This window comes from Ascidiaceihabitans sp., assembly GCF_039986515.1.
Taxonomy (GTDB): domain Bacteria; phylum Pseudomonadota; class Alphaproteobacteria; order Rhodobacterales; family Rhodobacteraceae; genus Ascidiaceihabitans.
Genome location: NZ_JBDWQO010000019.1, coordinates 37,040 through 52,628, shown reverse-complemented (window position 1 = coordinate 52,628; position 15,589 = coordinate 37,040). Strand labels below are relative to the sequence as shown.

Annotated in this window: 13 protein-coding genes; 3 read left to right on the top strand and 10 right to left on the bottom strand. The window is 55.5% G+C overall.

The features are described 5' to 3' along the window. Positions 1-9: 9 nt before the first annotated feature. The 7 genes from ABJL60_RS19105 to ABJL60_RS19075 form a co-directional block, all read right to left on the bottom strand. A complete protein-coding gene (locus tag ABJL60_RS19105) occupies positions 10-996 on the bottom strand; it encodes a Gfo/Idh/MocA family oxidoreductase (RefSeq protein ID WP_348374001.1) in 987 nt (328 codons plus the stop codon). Further along, positions 993-2,492 carry an altronate dehydratase family protein gene (locus ABJL60_RS19100; protein ID WP_348374000.1) on the bottom strand — a complete coding sequence of 500 codons (1,500 nt, stop codon included), beginning with the start codon at positions 2,490-2,492 and terminating at the stop codon, positions 993-995. The genes ABJL60_RS19105 and ABJL60_RS19100 overlap by 4 nt, the downstream gene beginning before the upstream one ends. A 15-nt stretch (positions 2,493-2,507) precedes the next feature. Continuing rightward, entirely contained in the window at positions 2,508-3,455 is a 948-nt protein-coding gene (locus ABJL60_RS19095; RefSeq protein ID WP_348373999.1) for a phytanoyl-CoA dioxygenase family protein, read from the bottom strand. Positions 3,456-3,466: 11 nt separating this feature from the next. After that, positions 3,467-5,272: a TRAP transporter large permease subunit gene (locus ABJL60_RS19090; protein WP_348373998.1), complete on the bottom strand. Its 1,806-nt coding sequence runs from the start codon at positions 5,270-5,272 to the stop codon at positions 3,467-3,469. Beyond that, positions 5,272-6,144 (bottom strand): TRAP transporter small permease subunit, encoded by an 873-nt coding sequence (locus ABJL60_RS19085; RefSeq protein ID WP_181364487.1) that lies wholly within the window; start codon positions 6,142-6,144, stop codon positions 5,272-5,274. Before ABJL60_RS19085 ends, ABJL60_RS19090 begins: the two co-directional genes overlap by 1 nt. A 39-nt stretch (positions 6,145-6,183) precedes the next feature. Then, entirely contained in the window at positions 6,184-7,353 is a 1,170-nt protein-coding gene (locus ABJL60_RS19080; protein ID WP_348373997.1) for a mandelate racemase/muconate lactonizing enzyme family protein, read from the bottom strand. Positions 7,354-7,434: 81 nt separating this feature from the next. Further along, positions 7,435-8,457, bottom strand: coding sequence for a TRAP transporter substrate-binding protein (locus ABJL60_RS19075; protein WP_348287636.1), 1,023 nt, complete (start codon positions 8,455-8,457; stop codon positions 7,435-7,437). 185 nt (positions 8,458-8,642) lie between these two features. Here ABJL60_RS19075 and ABJL60_RS19070 point away from each other — a divergent pair, with 185 nt between their 5' ends. Next, positions 8,643-9,305: a GntR family transcriptional regulator gene (locus tag ABJL60_RS19070; protein ID WP_348287634.1), complete on the top strand. Its 663-nt coding sequence runs from the start codon at positions 8,643-8,645 to the stop codon at positions 9,303-9,305. 15 nt (positions 9,306-9,320) lie between these two features. Here ABJL60_RS19070 and ABJL60_RS19065 read toward each other — a convergent pair whose 3' ends face one another. The 3 genes from ABJL60_RS19065 to ABJL60_RS19055 form a co-directional block, all read right to left on the bottom strand. After that, positions 9,321-10,820, bottom strand: coding sequence for a hypothetical protein (locus tag ABJL60_RS19065; RefSeq protein WP_348373996.1), 1,500 nt, complete (start codon positions 10,818-10,820; stop codon positions 9,321-9,323). A gap of 198 nt (positions 10,821-11,018) precedes the next feature. Further along, a complete protein-coding gene (denD, locus tag ABJL60_RS19060) occupies positions 11,019-11,966 on the bottom strand; it encodes a D-erythronate dehydrogenase (RefSeq protein WP_348373995.1) in 948 nt (315 codons plus the stop codon). Further along, positions 11,963-12,850 carry an NAD(P)-dependent oxidoreductase gene (locus ABJL60_RS19055; protein ID WP_348373994.1) on the bottom strand — a complete coding sequence of 296 codons (888 nt, stop codon included), beginning with the start codon at positions 12,848-12,850 and terminating at the stop codon, positions 11,963-11,965. The genes denD and ABJL60_RS19055 overlap by 4 nt, the downstream gene beginning before the upstream one ends. 179 nt (positions 12,851-13,029) lie before the next feature. On the opposite strand from ABJL60_RS19055, the gene ABJL60_RS19050 reads away from it, so the two are divergent. Together ABJL60_RS19050 and ABJL60_RS19045 are read left to right on the top strand one after the other, a co-directional pair. Further along, the gene (locus tag ABJL60_RS19050; protein ID WP_348373993.1) at positions 13,030-13,788 is read left to right on the top strand and encodes an SDR family oxidoreductase; all 759 of its coding nucleotides are present in this window, start codon (positions 13,030-13,032) and stop codon (positions 13,786-13,788) included. Next, on the top strand, positions 13,785-15,581 hold the full coding sequence (locus ABJL60_RS19045; RefSeq protein WP_348373992.1) for an IlvD/Edd family dehydratase: 1,797 nt from the start codon (positions 13,785-13,787) through the stop codon (positions 15,579-15,581). The genes ABJL60_RS19050 and ABJL60_RS19045 overlap by 4 nt, the downstream gene beginning before the upstream one ends. The last annotated feature ends 8 nt before the right edge of the window (positions 15,582-15,589 follow it).

Below are 15,589 nucleotides of genomic sequence, written 5' to 3'. Positions count from 1 at the left end.
GAGTGGTATTTACTGTTTTTGTTGGATCAACTGGGTTTCGATTTGCAGGGCGATGTCCAGGGATCGTGTAGCACAAGCCACATCAATCAACGGGTCTGCCCCATCCATCACGGCCACAAAGTGATCCAATTGCGCCGCCAAAGGCGGCATTACATTATGGTTTGGCACCAAAGGCTGAACTTGCGCAGGGCTGCCCCAGTCTGTGCCACCCCAAAGTGTCATGGACGGAAAGCTGACCGCGCCTGCGGTGCCCATGATCCACATCATATCCTGCCCTGTGGTTCCGATGTTCGGGTTTTCGCCGGTACCGGCTTCAAAGCCCCACGGGCTTGGAGTGGTGTCCGCAAAGCTGATTGTGCCAGTTGCTCCGTTTTCGAACAAAAGTGCGACAGCGCCGCTTTCGATCCGCTCTGAACCGCGCAAAGCGGTGCCGGCAAGTGCGCTGACTTGTGCGATTTCACCAACAACAAAGCGCAAAATATCGATGTCGTGCACCAGATTGATCATCACGGGACTGCCCCCCGCGGTGCGCCAATTGCCTTGAAAATACGCATCGGGTTTGCGCATGGCCCAGATCAGATTGGCCGCAACAACTGTGCCAATAGCGCCTTCAGCAAGCAGGAACTTCAGCTGTTGCACAGGCGCGTGATAGCGCCGGTGGTGCCCCACCAACGAACTGACATCGGCTGCAAATATAGCAGCTTGCAGGGCTTCTGCCTCGTCCAGTGTTTCCGCCACGGGCTTTTCGATCAACATGTGCCAGCCACGCATTGCGGCCTCTAACCCGTGCGCACCATGCAAACCGGTTGGCGTTGCAATGATGACCCCATCCACATCGTCAGGCGCGTGTTTCATGGAAGCGAACCGCGGCACATGCGGCGCAATAGACATGTCCGGATCCGCCAGCCCAACCAGTTCGCAGCCCTCATGTGCCAGCACCGCCTCCACGTGGCGACTGCCGATCAATCCGCCGCCAACGACCAAAATCCGTTTCACATCGTGGCTCCGATTTGCCAAGGCACGAATTCGTAGTCACCCAATCCTTGCGCTTCGGATTTACTGTGTGCGCCTGAGGCCACGGCCAGAAACATCTCGTAAATCTCGCGGCCTTTTTCTTCGATGCTGATGCCTTGGGTCAGAATGGTGCCTGCATCAACGTCCATGTCTTCGACCATGCGCGTGGCCATCTCGGAATTGGTTGCGATTTTGATGGTGGGGGCCGGTTTCGATCCAAATGCCGATCCGCGCCCTGTCGTGAAGCACACCAATGTGCAGCCCCCTGCAATTTGCCCTGTCACGGACGCGGGGTCGTAGCCTGGGCTGTCCATAAACGTAAACCCATGTGCGGTGACAGGTTCGGCATATTTGAACACACCCATCAATGGTGTGGTGCCGCCTTTGGCTGCGGCCCCCAATGATTTCTCGAGGATCGTGGTCAAACCGCCAGCTTTGTTGCCCGGCGAGGGATTGTTGTCCATCGAACCTTTGTTGCGGCTGGTGTAGTCTTCCCACCAGCGGATCAGGCCGACCAGCCTGTCACCTGTGGCACGGTCATGGGCGCGGCGCGTTAACAAGTGTTCGGCGCCGTAAATCTCGGGTGTTTCGGCCAACACACCTGTGCCGCCCTGCGCCGCCAGTAAGTCGCACGCGTGGCCCAACGCGGGGTTGGCGGTGATGCCGGACCACGCATCGGACCCGCCGCATTGCAATGCCACCATCAAATGGGACGCAGGGCAGGGGGTGCGGGTGTATTCATTGGCCAAAGGCAACATTGCCGCGACCTTTTTGATGCCCAATTCCACCGTTTGACGCAGGCCCGCGACATTCTGGATGTTCATAGTCTGGAACAAGGGGCCTTGTTTCAGGCCGTATGCTTCAAGAAGCCAATCGATCTGGTTCATTTCGCATCCCAGACCGACCATCACCACGCCCGCATGGTTCGGATGCTTGGCATAACCCCACATAACACGCTGCAATGCCTCGAAACCTTCGCCATCGCCGCCCATGCCACATCCTGTGCCATGCACAAATGCAACCACCCCGTCGACGTTGGGGTAATCAGCCATCATGTCCGGCGTGAAATGGTCTGCGATCATACGGGCTGCCGTGGCAGAGCAATTCACCGAGGTCACAATGGCGATATAGTTGCGTGTTCCCACGCGCCCGTTTTCACGTCTGTACCCCATAAAGGTATCACCTTTGGCGGGCACAACATGGCGCAAGTCCGTGCCGAATTCATAGGCGGCTTGCGTGTTTCTGAAGTCGACGTTCTGGGTGTGGACATGATCGCCTGCCGCAATATCTGCGCTGGCGTAGCCGATCAGCTGGTTGTACTTGCGCACGGCTTCACCTGTGGCAATGGGGGCCGTCGCGATCTTATGGCCGGACGGGATCAGGGCGCGTGTTTCAATGTTCTCGACCGTCACGCCAGCCTCTAGGGCGTGGGTGGCTGTGACGACATTGTCAGCAGGATCAAGGCGTACAAAGTCCATAGGAATTCCTAAAGTTTACGCACAATATGGCGCGTCTGATTGCCAGCGGTGGATCGGAGTGTGTGGTTGCGTCGCAAGGCGGGCACGCGCGTCTTCCCATAAGGATTTGTAAGCCTGCCAGTCGCGCAGTTCCAATGCAGGATTGCTGCGTGACCGCGCCACAAATTCGGGGAAATGTTGACGCCCTGACGGTTGCCCCGTTTTGTGAAACCGGATGTCAAAGGACCAGCGAAACCCGTCCGTGGTATTGGGCAAAGATCCATGCGGCGTCAGGGGATGAAACAAGACGGCCCCACCTGCTTTGACGGGCAAAGGCATGGCCCCCGCGGCATCGATGAAACCGTCTGCGATGCCCGTCTGTGTGCGCGGACAATGCGGCAGTATCGTTTGATCGGGGACCTGAGGCTGCACTTGCAAACAGCCGTTTTCGACCGTGGCATCGGTGATCGCAAGCCAAACAGTCACCATCTGCGTCGCGTCTGCGTCTTCCAGTGCCACCGCGCGGTCCTGATGCCAGTCCGTTGCCGTGATATGGGCGCGAATTTCGCCATTCTGTAATTCTGTTGCCGGGGGCTTGATGCGCACATGCTGAATGGGGTTGGATGTGATTTCGGGGCCGATCAACTGCTCTATGGCGTCCAAAAGTGGACCCGCAGTCAGCATGTCGAAGATGGCCGGTCCAAAGTGAAACGGTGTGTCTGCCGCGATTTGGTCACCGGGCAACGATATATCCATCGGCTGAAAATAATCGCACCGCGCGTGATAAGCCGCAAGCAGTTTGCCCCAGAAATCAAGGTTTTCCGATGCGGGCACCAAGCCCTGTTTGTGCCACTGCGCATACAGGTTATCCAAAAGGGCCGCATATTCGACTTTCACAGCCTCAAGCACATCCGCAGGCAAAAGGTCTTCGACAACCACATACCCTTGGGTCTCAAACTGCTGAAGTTGCGCTGGTGTTAGCATAACGGCTGCTCCTACAGCAAAATCGCGATGATTGGCGGGTACAGCAGCAATACTGTCAATGCGCACAACTGGATGGCGATAAAGGGTAAAAAGCCTTTGAAAATATCGGTGAGGCTGATGTGGGGCGGGGCCACGGATTTGAGGTAGAACGCGGCGGGTCCGAAGGGCGGCGACAAAAAGCTGACTTGCATGTTCATGCAGAACACGACCCCGAACCAGATCGCCACATGTTGTGGTTCAAGCTGGCCGAAGACGCCGATTTCCTCGATGGGCAAGCGCAAAACAATGGGCAAGAACACCGGGATAATCAGCAGCACGATGCCGACCCAGTCCATAAAAGCCCCCATAAACAGCAAAATCAGCATCATCGTTAGGATAATGCCCATAGTCGGCAAATCGGCCCCGATGATCAGGTTGGCGATGTAATTCGGGCCGCCAGCAACGGTGTAGGCCCCGGCCAAAGCGGCAGCACCAATTGTGACCCAGATGATTGTGCCTGTGGATTTCAGCGTCCGTACCAAAGCGTCCCACAGCAGATCGCGCATCTCTTCAATCCGCAAAATAGCACCGAAAATCGCGACAAACAGAATGGCGAAACGAATTTCGCCAACAAATTCTGTTGTTGGAAAGAAGATCATTGGAATGAAGATGCATAGTGCAATGACAAAGCCTACGGTCATGGCAATGCGCGACGCGCGACTGCGCACCAGATCAATCCACTCTTGGGTGGTGTAATGTAAAAGTACAGCAATCATAAAGACCGCCAAAGCGCCCATGCCCGCGGCTTCTGTGATGCCTGTAATGCCGCCATAGATTGACCCCAAAACGACCCCGATCACAATAATCGGCGGCACCAAACCCTTGCCAAGCGCCCAAGATCGCGCGGATCGGTCTTTGCCGAACACAAAGAACACGGCGACCAAGCTGATCAGCGACAAGGTTCCCAACATGTAAAAATGCCAAAGTGAGGCTAAGGAATAGGCATCTCCGTCGTTGGCGGCGTTCTGGCCTGAAAACTCAATGTAGCCGGCGCGCAGGCACAATAGGGCGGTTCCAGCCACGACCAACAGGTTCAAAAGGGCCAGAAACAACCCCGCCTTTTCACGGCCTACCGGATCGCCCGGTTCGGGATCTGGCAAGGGCGCGTCTTCGGGGCGCAGTTGTGTGCGGATGACAATGTAGAGAATGATAAACGACGCCAGCATAAATCCCGGCAGGAAGGACGCCGTGAACAACGCCTTGATCGAAGTTTCGGTGATAAGTCCGTAGATGATCAACACAATGGACGGCGGGATCATGGTGCCCAGCGATCCGGATGCGCAAATGACCCCGATGGCGAGGTTCTGGTTGTACCCAAGACGCAGCATTTGCGGCAATGCGATCAAGCCCAGCAACACGACTTCGCCGCCAATGATGCCTGACATTGCGGCCATGATTACCGCCATGATCGAAGTGACAATGGCAATGCCGCCGCGTGTTCTGTTCAGCCACATCGACAAGCTGTCATACATGGTTTTGGCAACGCCTGAGCGTTCCAGCAAAGCGGCCATAAAGATGAAAAGTGGAATGGAAATCAGAACATAATCGGTCAACAGCCCGTAAATTTTATTCTGAAGCAAATTCAACGCGCCTGAACCGGGTTTGGCGGTCAGCATGCCGTCCCCGAAGGTCCATGGGGCCAGGATCAGGTCTGGTTCAAAGCGCAGAACCAGCACCAGAACAGCCAGTACAGCCGACGCAAAACCCAAGGGCATACCAATCGCCAAAAGGGCAATCAATGCGACCATCAAGATCAGTGAGATCGTACCGATATCCATTATTTTTCACCCAATGATTTTTTGATGGCTTCGATTTCGTCCAGATCGACCTCGGGGGTGCGCAGGACTTCGGGGTCGAGGTTCCAGTCAGAAATCAGATTGATGACGGCTTGGATGGCGACCAACGTGATGACGATCAGCACCATGGGCTGCAAGGTGGCAGGGATCGGCGGGTTGAAGGCCGATCCATACAGCTCCCATTTGTACAGTTTGTTGAAGAAGACGTATTTGTAACTGCCAAAGACGGTGGCGGCGGCAAAGACAAGGATAAGGATTGTGGAAATCGTGTCGAACACACGCTGCACATTGCGCGGCACCGCATCATACAGCAAGACAATGCGGATGTGACTGCGTTGCTGCATGGCGTAAAGACCTGCCAGCAAAAACACAAAGCTGGCAATCCAAAGCGTGGTTTCATTGGCCCAAAGTGTCGGGCGTTCAACGACGTAGCGCACAAACACCTCGTACAGCATGACGATTGTCAGCGTCAGGATCATCATCATGGTGACGCGGCCCAGAAAGATTGCGATTTTGTCGATCGCACGGACCGTTTCGTTTTCAATCGAAGCGCGGCGGACAGTCATAACACCCAATACGCCAAACACAGGGATGAGGATCAAAGCCGTCATATCGACAATGTCGATATGCCCGCCGAACAAGCTGCCTGCATCGACAATATCATACAAGGCAAACAACGCATCGATCTGGCCGTAGAGCGATTCATTTTGTGGTGGGATCCAATCCAGAAAGAAGGCAGGCAACTGCCAGACAATGAAAGATATGCAGAAAAAGAAGGCGAAAGGGATTAACCATTCCCAGAGCGACCCTGACTTCATGGCGCGTTTGTTGGCCTGTGCCCTTGACTGTGTCATGTCGGTCCCCCTTCCACGGGTGTGTTGCGTATCACCGGATTACGCATCCCATGTGTAGTGTTTGATGAAATCACGATCCGGTTGCACGCCGATGCCCGGGCCATCGGGGATCGCCACGCGCCCTGCATTGGCTTTCACCTGGCCCTGAATGTCCAAAGGGTGCGTCAGCAACTGGTCGCGGAATTTGTTGTCGGTTGTATCGAATTCCAACATCGGTTCCCACGGATGCAAGCCTCCGGGCAGGGGAGGCATCGCAGCCAGCAATTGCAAATTGGTGGCGACGGCTATGGCGCTGCCCCAGACGTGGTTGATGACGGGCGTGAAATGGGCATGACACAGGGCCAAGACCCGCAAATATTCAGACACACCGCCCAAGGCGCAGACTTCGGGTTGCGCAATGTCGAGACCGCGGTTTTCCAAAATGGCACGCCAGCCCCAGCGGTTGAATTCGGCTTCACCGCCGGAAATGTTGACGCTTAAGCCTGCGCGTAATTCGCGGTATCCATCCAGATCCTCGGGGGCGATGGGTTCTTCAAACCAATAGGCGTCTAGGTCTTCGAGCGCACGGCCCACATAAAATGCATCTGAGGTCGTGTAGGCGTGATTGGCATCTACCATGAACCGGAAATCGTCGCCAATGCCTTTGCGCACAGCCTCGCACAGGCGCACGTCGGGTTTGGGGCCAAAGCCCACTTTCATTTTTGTGGCGGCAAAGCCCGCGTCCTTGATGGCGGCGGCTTCGTCGGTGAAACGGTCAGCAAGGGCGGCCACGGGTTCTTCGCGCAACATCATGCCATAGCCATAGCAGGGGACAGACGTGCGGTGCGCTCCGCCGATCAATTTGTGCAAAGGCAGGTTTGCGATCTTGCCCGCGATGTCCCAAAGGGCGATGTCCACGCCTGACAAAGACTGCAAGGGCATGCCTTTTTGGCCGTGGTCCCGCATCAGGTTGTAAACTTTGTGCCAGATGACGTCGCGGTCCATCGGATCCATCCCCACAATCATGGGGGCGATGACGCGCTCAACGATGGCCTTGTTGGCCAAAGCGATATTGCCGGGACCAAAGCATTCACCCCAACCGGTCACGCCTTCGTCGGTCTCGACCTCTATCAAATGGGCCGTGCGCTGGGCGTAATACTGCTGCGAATACCCCAGACGTTCGGGCATGTCATAGCGCAAGACGTGGGATGTGACGCGGGTGATTTTCATCAAAATGGCAGCTCTTTTAGGGAAAACGGCAGGACCTTTTGCAAAGCCCTGCCGCCGATTTTCTTGTTGGCCAAGAAAGGCTTACTTCATGGCGCCCATGTCTTTAAGGAAGGCGATGTGGCTTTCCAACAAAGCTTTGGCTTCAGGCGTGGTGGCAAATTCAGTCCAGCCTTTTTGAACCGCATCACGGTAAACTTGCAGGTCCTCGGGCGTCCATTCGTACAGGTTCACACCTTTGGCGCGCAGGTCCTTGGCGGTCTGTGCGTTTTGGACTTCGTTCTTGGTTGCGTTGTGCAAGGCCAAGCTGTCCATGCCGACTTCCATAATCTTTTTGTGGTGCGCAGGCATCGCATCCCAAACGTCCTTGCGGCATGCCAAGTGGTCAGCAGGCATTGAGTGGAAGCCGGGGAAGTTTGTGTGTTCGGCGATGTCGTACAGACCCAAGCCCACGTTGTTGGTCAGGTTCGCCGCGTCTGCGCCGTCAATAATGCCCGTCTCAAGAGCCGTGAAGATTTCGTTGAAGTCCATCACAATTGGCGAAGCGCCAAGGTTGGCGAATACTTTGGTCGCCAAGCCGGGGGGGGAGCGGAATTTCCAGTCCTTGAAGTCACCGACGCTGCGAATGGGTTTTGTGGACGCCAGCGATTCAGGGCCGGGGATCCACCAGCCGATGAATTCCATGTCATAGCCGTTGTACAAACCGTTCAATGCCGCGCGGCCGTCGCCGTGCAGCAGCCATGCCATTTGCTGATAGGGGTTCTGGTAGCCGCCCATCAGGTCGCCTGCGAATTGGAAGGCGGGGTTTTTACCAGTCTGGTATGCGCCTCCGGTCATGTCACAATCCAGAATGCCGGTTGCAGCGGCATCAAAGGTTTCGACGGATTTTACAACAGACGAGGAATAGAACATCTCGATCTGGATTTCGCCGTTGGACATTGTTTGCACATCGTCCACGAATTTTTTGGCCATTTTGCCCGACAGTGTTTCAGGCGAAAAATGCGTTTGGATGCGCAGGCTTGTTGTCTCTGCGGTGGCGGTCAACGCCGTTGTCGCGGTCAGGGCCGCAGCGACGGCCAAGGTGGCCGCAGTTTTGAATAGTTTCATTTTGTCCTCCCAGACGTAGAGCGTCTTAAGTCGGGCTTTTGATGCCCATTCCGAGTCACGCTACGAGAACGGTAGAGATTGAATCTCTGTCTGCCAAGAAAAAACTAAATTCACTAAAAATTTCGAGATTTTTGTATATTGTTGAAATTCTGATGCTACTGTAAGAATGGCTGGAAGGTGGGGATATGACGCAAGATATTGATATTTATGACGCTTTACGTCACCGTCTGATCGCCAACGGCTTTGTGCATGGTGCGAAACTTAAGGCGGAACATCTGCGTGCCGAATACGGATGCTCTGCCTCTACGATCCGCGAAGCATTGTTCCGGCTGTCCATTCAAGGCTTGGTGACCTTTCAGGACCAGCGCGGATTTCGTGTGCCTGAACGGTCGAAAGGTATTCTTGCGGAATTGACGCACATGCGTGTGTTGCTGGAAGGCGAAGGCACGGTTTTGTCAATTCGAAACGGGGGCGTCGCATGGGAAGCCCGTTTGACCGCAGCACATCACCAGTTGAGCCATATCGAACGGCGCATCCATGCCGCCGATGACACGGGTGCGTTTGAAGATATCTGGTTTGACGCAGAACGCGAATTTCACGAAACCCTGATTTCTGCTTGTGGGTCGGTCACATTGAAAGACCTGCATGCCAACGTCTATGGCCGGTTTCGGCAGCAGTTGATGGTGGCGGACCGGTCGTTCGGGTTCATTTCAAAAAACATCGAACATCATCAGGAAATTTTGGCCGCCGCCTTGTCAGGGGACGAGGCCCTGACGCGACAGAAAATTCACGATCATCTGGCGCGTCATCTGACTGGCGAAACCCTGGGTGAGGACGCAAAACTCTGATCCCGAGACCACCCGTCAGAAGATAAAATCATCACGGTCCAATTCGTTCAAACTGACCCCCTGCAGCAGAATGCTATTGCCACCGCCGGTATCGATCAAAACACCGGTTGCGCCTTGAGACACATGGTTGTCCATCAAATCGGCAAAGTGATTGACGCTGCCCACCGCCGACAGATCAATGACCTCGCCGCGCTGATCAACGTTAAAGTCCCGAATGATGTCCTGCCCGTGACCTGTTGAAAACACGAAGGTATCTGCCGCAAACCCACCACGCAGAACATCGTCACCAGCGTCACCAATCAGTGTGTCGGCGCCTTTGTTTCCGCGTAGGCTGTCGTTGTTCTTATTGCCGTTCATAAGATCGTTGCCATCGCCGCCAAACAGCGTGTCATTGCCGGAACCGCCATTGATCAGATCCCGTCCCGCGCCGCCATCCAACAGGTCCGCACCATTGCACCCGATCACCGTGTCATCACCCGTTTGACCAAAGACTTTGTCGTTGCCTTTGTCGCCACGCATCACGTCGTTGCCATGTCCGCCCACAATCCTGTCGTTGCCATCGCCGCCTGCCATGCGGTCATTGCCAGCGCGTCCGGACAACACATCATCACCGGCCTGCCCATAGGTAAAGTCATTGCCCGATCCGCCAGACAAGTCATCCCGCCCACTGCCGCCATAAAGAGAATCATTGCCGTTTTGCCCTTTCAGGACGTCATTTTCAGTGCCGCCCCAAACAATGTCGTTCCCCGATCCTGCAAAGACAAGATCGCGATCTGTGCCGCCTGCGATACGGTCATGACCGTCACCACCATAGATGGTGTCATGACCCTGCACTGCATCAATCACGTCATCTCCGCCATTACCTTTAATAAGTTGATCCGTCCGACCGGGGTTCTTTTCCGCAAAGATATGATCTGCGCCGTTTGACCCTTTCGGGTTCTGTTGCGGCCCGTAAATCAGGCGGGCACCTGGGATGTACGCAGAGGCGGGCACGAAATTCATTGGGTCCACCCAAGGCACATCTGCGGAAGACGGTACGCCATTCAGCCATGCGGATGGCCAATCGATAAAATGGCGTTCTTCGCTGTCGGCATCCGGTCCGTCGTCGCGCCGCGCACCTTCAAGGGCATACAGTATGTTGCCATTGATCAGGATCCATTGTTGATCCTGATGTGCTACAATGCGAACATTGTTTGGCAGGTTCGCCAGATCAACGGTTCGCCCGTCTACCACAATGCGATCTTGTGACGGGTCGAAGTCGTCGATGCGCCCTACAACGCGTGCGTTGCTTTGGGTGACGTTGCTTGTGTTTTCAAATCGAAATGTGTCGCGCCCGCAGCACCCGTAAACATGGTGTGCGTTCACTTCATTCTGTCGGGCTGGCACATACAAGTTGTTGTCAAATCTGAGTGTTACATCGTCATCGCCGGCCTTGACCCGGATATGGATTTGCGATTGCCCCGTTGCTTTGGATGTAATGAAATTCTTTGAGTTGTCGCCGAGTATTGCCAACATGCGCCACAGCCTTTCTACTTGTGCTGCGAATCTATTTTAGATGTTCACTAAGTGCTCCGGTGTTGCCCAGAACGCTTCCATAGCAGCTTTTCACAGGCTTTGTTGCACGGGCATGTTTAATTATTCGTCAAATCCGGGCCGAATGTTCATAAATTGCTCCGCGCCGCAGAGGTGGCCAGTACTCTGCACAGTCACGGTCTATTTTTGAAAATCATCTTCGAGGTAGACCTTTATGATCTCATCAAAACTGTCTTCGGCCTCAAACCCCAAGGCCTGCGCCCTGTGTGGAGCGAAATCCTGAGGCCATCCACGCACAATGGCCATGATCGCGTCATCCGGTGCCGGTTGGATTAAATTCACGGCATTCTGTCCTGCCACACGGCGCAGCGCTTCTATTTGTTGTGCGACTGTCACTGAAATTCCGGGCAAATTCAATGCTCTGCGCCCTTGCAACACCTCTGTGTCCAACTGGGCCGCTTTGCGCAGGAACCCAACTGCCGCGCGTGGCGAGGCATGCCAATGACGCACAGTGTCTGGAACAGGCAAAGGGGCCTGCACGCCGTTCAGTGGTTCGCGAATAATACCTGAGAAGAATCCCGACGCAGCCGCATTGGGGGCACCGGGACGGACGCAAATCGTAGGCAGGCGCAACGAAATCCCATCTACAAAACCCTTGCGGCTGAAGTCCGACACCATCAGCTCGCACCCTGCCTTTTGGGCACCATAGCTTGTTTGTGGGGCCGTCAGGAAATCATCGTCGATCTTTTCGGGAAAGGGGGCCCCGAATACTGCGATGGAAGAGGTGAACACAATTTTTGGGACATATATCCCGTTGCTTGCGTCATGCTCTGCCTTCAATGCGTTCAACAGATGCCACATGGCCATCATGTTGATATCCCAACCCATCTCGAAGTCGGTTTCGGCTTGGCCCGAGACGATGGCGGCGAGATGATAAATCACATCCGGTCGCCGCGCGGCCAAAGCTTGGACCGTTGCAGGATCAGCAATGTTGCCGGTGATCTGTTGTCCCGGTGCGCCATCAGGTGGAAAGGCGATGTCGAACAAAGTCACATCAGAAGTCGTAAGGCTGCGGGCCAGTTTCTGGCCAATCATTCCGCCGCCGCCCAAGATCAATACAGTTGTCATGATGGCATTCCATTGCGTGCTTTAAGTTCAAGATAAAGCCCCGAGTGATCCAGATCAGCGCCCCCCATGTGTTCAATAAAGTGATCAAAGCGATCACGGACGGCTTGGGTCGATGGCAGTTCCAGACCCAAGGTCGCGGCTTCGGCCAATGTATTATCCAAATCCTTGCGCTGGAACTTGGAAAGACCGCCCGGGGCGAAATCGCCGGCTGACATGCGCGCACCGTGTTGTTGCAAGATGATGCTGTCTGCGAAGCCGCCCTTCAGCGCGTCGCGCACTGCGGCAGGGTCTGCGCCGCCTTGTTCGATCAACAGCATGGCTTCGGCAACCGCGCTGATTGTCACGGCGACGATGGTCTGGTTGGCCAGTTTTGCCAGTTGTCCGCTTCCAACCGGTCCGACATGAACGGCGCGACCCATGGCGTCAAAAACGGGGCGCAGCACATCAAAAGTGTCCGCAGACCCACCCGCCATGATCGCCAATGTCGCGGCCTGCGCCCCTTTGGTGCCGCCCGACACCGGCGCGTCCATGAACGCCACCCCCATTGGAGACAGCCGGGAGGACAGTGTGCGGGCATGTTCTGGCTTAGTGCTGGACATGTCCAACCAGATTTTTCCCGGTGTCAGCTGCGCTAAGAACTCTGCATCTTCCAGCAATGCCAGTGCTGCAAAACCGTCGGACAACATCGTGATAAGGACGTCGGCCTTGGCTATGGCAAGGGCTGCGCTTTCGGCCCAGCGGGCACCGTTTTCCACGACAGGGGCCGCCCGCGATTGCGTTCGGTTCCAAACGGTCAAATCATGGCCCGCCACCATCAGATTAAGCGACATGGGCACTCCCATCAGGCCGGTTCCGATCAAGGCAATGTTTCGTTTCTGCGCCATGACGCTTTCCTTCCCAAATCTATGCCATGGTCAAAGCCATAACTGTGTCATACGCTAACAAAATGCGGGAAGGGGACCAGCCCTTACGGTGAAATTCCTTTCCTCGTTCACGAATATTTCCGTAGGGGCAGGGTCCGGTTTTTGGACAGATTGCCGAAGGTCGGAACAGGGATACTGATATGAATCAAAGGCTTAAGGGAAAGCGTGCTTTGGTGACGGCCGCTGGGCAAGGGATTGGACGGGCGTCTGCGCTGGCTATGGCAGCACAAGGTGCTCACGTCTTTGCCACGGATGTAAACATGGATGCGCTTTCCACGATTCGGAGCGCGAATCACGAAAATATCGAAATTTTCGAACTAAATGCCTTGGACAGCGATAGTGTTTTGGCAGGGGTACAAACGGCTCAGCCGGACATCTTGTTCAACTGCGCGGGCTTCGTGCATCACGGTACAATTCTGGATGCGTCCGAGGATGAAATTGACTTTGCCTTCGATCTGAATGTGCGCTCAATGGTGCGTACGGTGAAGGCGGCATTGCCGGGGATGCTGGACCGTGGCAGCGGGTCTATCATCAATATGTCATCGGCTTTGGGCAGCATTATTGGGGCGCCCAATCGCTTTGTGTACGGTACAACCAAAGCGGCTGTTGTGGGGCTCACCAAATCCATCGCGGTGGACTACATCAAGCAGGGCATTCGCTGCAATTGCATTTGCCCTGGCACCGTTGAATCCCCAAGCTGGCATGACCGTGTGACGGCGTTGGGCGAAGAACTTGGTAGCTATGATGCGGCCATGGCGCAGTTTGTGGCCCGCCAACCCATGGGGCGCGTGGCAAGCGCCGAAGAAATCGCACATCTTGTGGTGTATCTGGCCAGCGACGAAAGTGCCTTTACCACAGGTCACACTCATATCATCGACGGAGGCTGGAGCGGCCAATGACCAAAATGAAACCTGAAAATCTGCGCTCGCGCAAATGGTTCAACAATCCGGAAGACCCTGAAATGACAGCGCTCTATCTGGAGCGATATCTGAATTACGGATTGACCCGCGAAGAGCTGCAATCTGGCAAGCCGATCATCGGGATCGCGCAAACCGGGTCAGATTTGTCGCCCTGCAACCGCCACCATCTGGAACTGACCAAGCGTGTGCGCGACGGCATTATCGCGGCAGGGGGCACGTGCATCGAAGTGCCGGTTCATCCTATTCAGGAAACCGGCAAACGCCCCACCGCGATGCTGGATCGCAACCTTGCCTATCTGTCTTTGGTCGAAACGCTGTTCGGGTATCCGCTGGACGGTGTCGTGCTGAACATCGGCTGCGACAAGACCACGCCCGCGCTGCTGATGGCCGCCGCGACCGTTAACATTCCTGCGATTGCCCTGTCGGTCGGGCCGATGCTGAACGGCTGGTGGAAAGGCGAACGGGCCGGGTCCGGAACCGTGATCTGGAAGGCGCGCGAAGCGCTGGCCGCAGGCGAGATTGACGATGATGAATTCATGAACATCGCCGCCGCCTCGGCCCCGTCAGTGGGCTATTGCAACACCATGGGCACGGCGACCACGATGAATTCCCTTGCCGAAGCCTTGGGGATGCAAATGCCGGGAAGTGCGGCGATTCCAGCGCCTTACCGTGAACGTGGTCAAATGAGCTACAACACTGGCAAGCGCATCGTCGACATGGTGTGGGAAGATTTGCGCCCCTCGGATATTATGACGCGCGAGGCGTTTGAAAACGCAATTGTCATCAATTCTGCCATCGGCGGGTCCACCAACGCGCCTATTCATCTGAACGGTATTGCCCGCCACCTTGATGTGGCTTTGGACAATAATGACTGGCAGAAAATCGGCCATGAAATCCCGTTGCTTGTTAACCTTCAGCCGGCGGGCAAATACCTTGGCGAAGATTATCAACATGCAGGCGGTGTGCCGGCTGTTGTCGGTGAATTGATTGCGGCAAATCTGTTGCCGCATCCGGATGCGATCACAGCCAATGGTAAAACCATGGGCGAAAACTGCACCGCAACCCGCACACAGAACGACGATGTGATCAAAACGGCGGCGGCGCCTTTGATGCAAGCTGCGGGGTTTATCAACTTGTCGGGCAACCTGTTCGATTCCGCGATCATGAAGACGTCCGTGATTTCGGATGCGTTCCGCGCCCGCTACCTCAGCGACCCCGACGATCCCGATGCCTTTGAAGGGCGCGCGGTGGTTTTTGACGGGCCAGAAGATTTCCACCACCGCATCGACGACCCATCGGAAAATATTGACGAAAGCTGTGTTCTGTTTATGCGCGGCGCAGGCCCCAAGGGCTATCCGGGCGGCGCCGAAGTCGTGAACATGCGTCCCCCGTCATACCTGTTGAAAAAGGGCATAAACGCGCTGCCTTGCATCGGGGACGGGCGACAATCCGGTACATCTGGATCGCCTTCAATTTTGAACGCGTCCCCCGAAGCCGCTGACGGTGGTGGTTTGGCGCTTTTGCAAACGGGCGACACAGTGCGCATCGACCTGCGCAAATGCACCGCCGACATGTTGGTGCCGCTGGACGAATTGGCAGACCGCGCAAGGGTTTTGCTTGAAAACGGAGGATACGGTGTGCCGGAAAGCCAATCCCCATGGCAAGAGTTCTTCCGCGAAAAAGTCGGCCGCTTTGATGAGGGCATGACCCTCAAAGGCGCCACCAAATACCAAGACATTTCGCGCAAATACATGCCGCGCGACAATCATTAAGGAGCTGA

Bases quoted from the DNA above. Each gene is read 5' to 3' on its own strand.
- ABJL60_RS19100 (WP_348374000.1), bottom strand. From the start codon at position 2,492: ATGGACTTTGTACGCCTTGATCCTGCTGACAATGTCGTCACAGCCACC.
- ABJL60_RS19095 (WP_348373999.1), bottom strand. From the start codon at position 3,455: ATGCTAACACCAGCGCAACTTCAGCAGTTTGAGACCCAAGGGTATGTG.
- ABJL60_RS19090 (WP_348373998.1), bottom strand. From the start codon at position 5,272: ATGGATATCGGTACGATCTCACTGATCTTGATGGTCGCATTGATTGCC.
- ABJL60_RS19085 (WP_181364487.1), bottom strand. From the start codon at position 6,144: ATGACACAGTCAAGGGCACAGGCCAACAAACGCGCCATGAAGTCAGGG.
- ABJL60_RS19080 (WP_348373997.1), bottom strand. From the start codon at position 7,353: ATGAAAATCACCCGCGTCACATCCCACGTCTTGCGCTATGACATGCCC.
- ABJL60_RS19075 (WP_348287636.1), bottom strand. From the start codon at position 8,457: ATGAAACTATTCAAAACTGCGGCCACCTTGGCCGTCGCTGCGGCCCTG.
- ABJL60_RS19070 (WP_348287634.1), top strand. From the start codon at position 8,643: ATGACGCAAGATATTGATATTTATGACGCTTTACGTCACCGTCTGATC.
- ABJL60_RS19065 (WP_348373996.1), bottom strand. From the start codon at position 10,820: ATGTTGGCAATACTCGGCGACAACTCAAAGAATTTCATTACATCCAAA.
- denD (WP_348373995.1), bottom strand. From the start codon at position 11,966: ATGACAACTGTATTGATCTTGGGCGGCGGCGGAATGATTGGCCAGAAA.
- ABJL60_RS19055 (WP_348373994.1), bottom strand. From the start codon at position 12,850: ATGGCGCAGAAACGAAACATTGCCTTGATCGGAACCGGCCTGATGGGA.
- ABJL60_RS19050 (WP_348373993.1), top strand. From the start codon at position 13,030: ATGAATCAAAGGCTTAAGGGAAAGCGTGCTTTGGTGACGGCCGCTGGG.
- ABJL60_RS19045 (WP_348373992.1), top strand. From the start codon at position 13,785: ATGACCAAAATGAAACCTGAAAATCTGCGCTCGCGCAAATGGTTCAAC.